Origin of the sequence: Albidovulum sp. (genome assembly GCF_008933605.1) — a bacterium.
In the GTDB taxonomy this organism is placed as follows: Bacteria; Pseudomonadota; Alphaproteobacteria; order Rhodobacterales; family Rhodobacteraceae; genus Albidovulum.
Map to the genome: position 1 here is coordinate 1 of NZ_WBUS01000249.1, position 2,820 is coordinate 2,820.

At 69.2% G+C, this 2,820-nt stretch carries 5 protein-coding genes and 1 pseudogene; 4 read left to right on the forward strand and 2 right to left on the reverse strand.

The genetic code is table 11. The features are described 5' to 3' along the window. The coding region (locus F9K34_RS18295; RefSeq protein ID WP_291338536.1) for a methyltransferase domain-containing protein at nucleotides 1-319 on the reverse strand (319 nt) is incomplete at its 3' end. A gap of 23 nt (nucleotides 320-342) precedes the next feature. Continuing rightward, nucleotides 343-654, reverse strand: coding sequence for a bactofilin family protein (locus tag F9K34_RS18300; RefSeq protein ID WP_291338537.1), 312 nt, complete (start codon nucleotides 652-654; stop codon nucleotides 343-345). Between the two features lie 197 nt (nucleotides 655-851). Here F9K34_RS18300 and ybgC point away from each other — a divergent pair, with 197 nt between their 5' ends. The 4 genes and pseudogenes from ybgC to F9K34_RS18320 form a co-directional block, all read left to right on the forward strand. Continuing rightward, nucleotides 852-1,253, forward strand: a complete 402-nt coding sequence (gene ybgC / locus F9K34_RS18305) for a tol-pal system-associated acyl-CoA thioesterase (RefSeq protein WP_291338538.1) — start codon at nucleotides 852-854, stop codon at nucleotides 1,251-1,253. A gap of 113 nt (nucleotides 1,254-1,366) precedes the next feature. After that, complete coding sequence (tolQ, locus tag F9K34_RS18310) at nucleotides 1,367-2,065, forward strand: protein TolQ (protein WP_291338539.1); 699 nt, start codon at nucleotides 1,367-1,369, stop codon at nucleotides 2,063-2,065. A gap of 3 nt (nucleotides 2,066-2,068) precedes the next feature. Continuing rightward, a complete protein-coding gene (tolR, locus tag F9K34_RS18315) occupies nucleotides 2,069-2,548 on the forward strand; it encodes a protein TolR (protein ID WP_291338540.1) in 480 nt (159 codons plus the stop codon). Between the two features lie 21 nt (nucleotides 2,549-2,569). Then, nucleotides 2,570-2,820 (forward strand): annotated as a pseudogene (locus tag F9K34_RS18320) (hypothetical protein); the annotation flags it as partial.

A 2,820-nucleotide genomic window follows, 5' to 3' on the forward strand; every position in this document is an offset into this window, starting at 1 on the left:
CGTCGGCTTCCAGAAATGCGACGTTCGGCCGGCCGCCGGCACGGTGCCGGGCGATGGCCAGGAGCGTCTCCGAAATGTCGAGCCCGGTCACGCGCCCCCCGGGCGCGGCGCGTTCCGCCGCCGCGAGAGTCGTCGCGCCGGCGCCGCAGCCGATGTCGAGGACATTCTCGCCGGGGCGGATCGCGGCGCGGTCGAGAAGGACCGCCGTCGCCGGTGCCATCAGCGCATCGAGCCGGGCATGCTCCACGGCCCAGAGGCGGCCGGGACCGGTCGTCCAGAATGCCGCCTGCGCGGCATTGGCGGGGTCCGGTGCGGCCATCGCCCCTTCGCCTCTTGCCGGCCTCAGCCGGTGATCTGGACCTTGCCGACGAGCCGCGCGCCCTTTTCCGACGACAACGTCTGCGCCTTCACGTCCGCCGTCACCTCGGCGTTCTTTTCCAGCGCAAGCTCGCTGCAGGCGATCTGGCCGGAGTGCTTGCCCCGGATGGTCACGGACTCGGCGGTGATGACGCCCTGCACCTGGCCCGCCACGCTCACGTCCACCGATTTCGAGGTGATGTCGCCGGTCACCTTGCCCTTCACCTCAATGTCGCCATCCTTCGACACGACATTGCCGTCGATGGTCAGGTCTTCCTCGATAACCGATTTTGTCATTTCCGCTCCTGCTTGGGCCACGCCCGGCCCACGGGCGCGCGCGAACGTCAGCACTTTCGCTACAGGAGAAGCGGCCGCGCGCCAAGGGTGCAATCGCGCAAGCCGCCGCCAGCGGCGGAAGGGTGCCCGCCCGGGCCGGCGTCTTGCCTGTCCCACCGTCGCCGCCTAGGCTCCGGCCCGCACAGCCCGGAGCGACCATGCCTCACGCCTTCCCCGTCCGCGTCTACTACGAGGATACCGACGCCGCCGGGATCGTCTACTACGCCAATTACCTCAGGTTCATCGAGCGTGCGCGCACGGAATGGGTGCGCGCGCTCGGCGTCGATCAGGGACGACTCAGGACCGAGGAGGGGATCGTCTTCGCCGTGCGGCGGGTCGAGGCGGATTATCTGCGCCCGGCGCGGCTCGATGACGAACTGGTCGTGGCGACCGAACTGGTGGCGGCGACGGGGGCGCGGATCGTGCTCGACCAGGCGGTCATCCGCGGGGGCGAGCGGCTCTTCCAGGCACAGGTCACGCTCGTCTGCCTGACCGAGCATGGCACCGCGGCCCGGCTTCCGGCGGAAGTCCGCCGGCGCATCGCGCCCAATCTCCACTGATCGGGCGGCGCCCGGTGCGCTGACGCAGATTTGTTGGCGTTCCCCCTTAAAGCCGGGTAAAAGACCCGATAAGAGAGCCGCGAAAAATACGGCCCAACCGGCGAGCAGTACTCATGGATACGCAAACCCTCGCGACGACCGCGCAGGAGATCGACTTTTCCCTGCTGGCGCTTTTCCTGCGCGCGTCCTTCATCGTCCAGATCGTGATGATCCTCCTGACCGTGGCCAGCTTCTGGTCCTGGGCGATCATCGTCCAGAAGTTCATCTCCTACCGGCAGGCCCGGCAGGAGGCGGCGATCTTCGACCGCGCCTTCTGGTCGGGCGAGCCGCTTGACGAGCTCTTCGAGAAGATTGGCAGCCAGCCCGACGGGGCGAGCGAGCGCATCTTCGCAAGCGGAATGGTCGAATGGCGCCGCAGCCACCGGCAGGACGGGGCGCTGATCACCGGCGCGCAGGCGCGGATCGACCGGTCGATGGACGTGGCGATCGCCAAGGCGACGGAACATCTGACGCGCGGCTTGCCGTTCCTGGCGACCGTGGGCTCCACCGCGCCCTTCGTCGGCCTCTTCGGCACCGTCTGGGGCATCAAGGTCGCGTTTGAGCAGATCGCGATCTCGCAGAACACCTCGCTTGCCGTCGTGGCGCCGGGGATCGCCGAGGCGCTCCTGGCGACGGCCCTCGGCCTTGTCGCGGCGATTCCCGCGGTGATCTTCTACAACAAGCTGTCGACCGACAGCGACCGCATCATTGCCGGCTACGAGGCCTTCGCCGACGAGTTCGCCACAATCCTCTCGCGCCAGCTGGACGCCTGATCCATGGGCGCGGGGGTGATCAAGGGCGGGCGCGGTGGCGGGCACCGGCGCCGCGGGTCGCGGGGCAAGGCCGCGGTGATGAGCGAGATCAACGTCACGCCCTTCGTGGACGTGATGCTGGTGCTCCTGATCATCTTCATGGTCGCCGCGCCGCTTCTGACCGTCGGCGTGCCGCTGGAGCTTCCCAAGACCGCGGCGCAGGCCGTGGCGACCGAACAGGAAGAGCCGCTGACGATCTCGGTGCAGGAGGACGGCTCGCTCTCCATCCAGAACACGCCGGTGGCCGAGGACGACCTGATCGACCGGCTGCGCGCGATCGCGACCGAGCGCACCAGCGACAAGCTTTTCCTGCGGGCCGACGGGCGCATCCCCTACCAGCGCGTCGTGCAGGTGATGGGCGCGCTGAACGCCGCAGGCTTCTCCAACATCACGCTCGTCACCGACGCCGGTGGGCCGGATTTCGGCGGCCGGGCGGCGAACTAGGGGGCGACGGGGCTTATGCCCATGGACCGGTCAGAGCGCATCGGCATGATCGTCTCGGGGATCGCGCACGCGGGCGTGGTCCTCTGGTTGCTCGTGGGCGGAATCTTCTTCTCGCACGACCTGCCGCCGCCGGTGGCGACGGCCGAGGTCACGCTCATGTCGGAGGCCGAGTTCAGCGCGCTGCAGGCGGCCGCTCCCCGCGCCGCTACGGAATCGCCGCCGCAGCCCTCGGTGCCCGAGCCGCCCAAGGCCGAGGAAGTGCCCCCCGCGCC

What these genes read in the sequence shown, in the direction of transcription:
- F9K34_RS18300 (WP_291338537.1), bottom strand. Translation starts at nt 654, where the DNA reads ATGACAAAATCGGTTATCGAGGAAGACCTGACCATCGACGGCAATGTC.
- tolQ (WP_291338539.1), top strand. Translation starts at nt 1,367, where the DNA reads ATGGATACGCAAACCCTCGCGACGACCGCGCAGGAGATCGACTTTTCC.
- tolR (WP_291338540.1), top strand. Translation starts at nt 2,069, where the DNA reads ATGGGCGCGGGGGTGATCAAGGGCGGGCGCGGTGGCGGGCACCGGCGC.
- ybgC (WP_291338538.1), top strand. Translation starts at nt 852, where the DNA reads ATGCCTCACGCCTTCCCCGTCCGCGTCTACTACGAGGATACCGACGCC.